At 40.1% G+C, this 1,038-nt stretch carries 1 protein-coding gene; it reads right to left on the minus strand.

Annotation, left to right across the window (positions count from 1 at the left end; genetic code table 11):
* Nucleotides 1–542: 542 nt before the first annotated feature.
* Nucleotides 543–845 (minus strand): ComEA family DNA-binding protein, encoded by a 303-nt coding sequence (locus tag Q384_RS11060; RefSeq protein ID WP_037588182.1) that lies wholly within the window; start codon nt 843–845, stop codon nt 543–545.
* Between the last annotated feature and the right edge of the window lie 193 nt (nt 846–1,038).

Raw genomic sequence — 1,038 nt, forward strand, 5'->3', positions numbered from 1 at the left:
GCATCGCCGATGATAGTATGGATACCCATGTGAAAGTAGGACACCGCCAAACCCCCATACCGAAGCCCCTGATTGGAAACAGTCAGGGGCTTCTTTTATGTAGCTGAGCGACTATTTTTTGTACATAGATACTGGCTTCTATCGTAAAGGGTTTGATTATTGAGCAAATACAAGCTATAGAGTTGCACCGCTGTTTTTTAGAGGGTGTTCAAAATATTGCGGGATATGCTGTATTGATAAAGGAACATCAGACTGATTGAGAAACCCGACTGAGAAATCAATTTACAAGAATTGCATCATAAAATATAGCTGAATGCTTCTTTTTTGCACATAGATACGATTCTTCATTTAGGTTTCTGCCGTGCAGAGCTTGATTATTTCGGATTACTGCGTGATGAAAAAGAAAGTAGTTTGACCATAACAGGCTGCCTGAAAACGGGAAACCTTTCAGGCAGCCTGTTGTTTGCACGGTGTATTTGATTATTGAACCAATACAACTGAATACAAACTATAGAATTGTATCGCTTGTTTTTATAGAGGGCTTATTTGCTTACAGCTGTTGCCGGTTTGGCTTTTTTATCGGCAGGAGCGGTTTTACTGTTTACTTCAATTTCATCTTTCAGTTTCTGAAAAATACCCGAACCGATGCCTTTCACTTTGGTAATGTCTTCTGCAGACGCGAATGAACCGTGTTCGTTGCGGTAATCTACGATTGCCTGTGCTTTCGATGCGCCGATGCCGGGTAAGGTTTGCAATTCCTGAACCGTAGCGGTATTGATATTGACACCTGCCAATGCCCAAGATAAGCTGAGCAACGAAATAATAACGAATAAGAATTTTTTCATAGATAACTCCTGAATTAGTTAACAAAGTAACTGTTTTATGCTAAAAACAATGTGTTTTTTAATATTAGCTGAATTGGGTTGCTGATACAAGATAGCACAGCAGGGCAATCGCATGAAAGATTTAACACAGTTTCAGTAGTTGCTCACGGTAATTATCAGAGGTAGCCGCCAGTAATCGCTGTACTTTAATGCC

The sequence above is a fragment of the Stenoxybacter acetivorans DSM 19021 genome (assembly GCF_000745895.1).
GTDB classification, from domain to species: domain Bacteria; phylum Pseudomonadota; class Gammaproteobacteria; order Burkholderiales; family Neisseriaceae; genus Stenoxybacter; species Stenoxybacter acetivorans.

Bases quoted from the DNA above. Each gene is read 5' to 3' on its own strand.
- Q384_RS11060 (WP_037588182.1), bottom strand. From the start codon at position 845: ATGAAAAAATTCTTATTCGTTATTATTTCGTTGCTCAGCTTATCTTGG.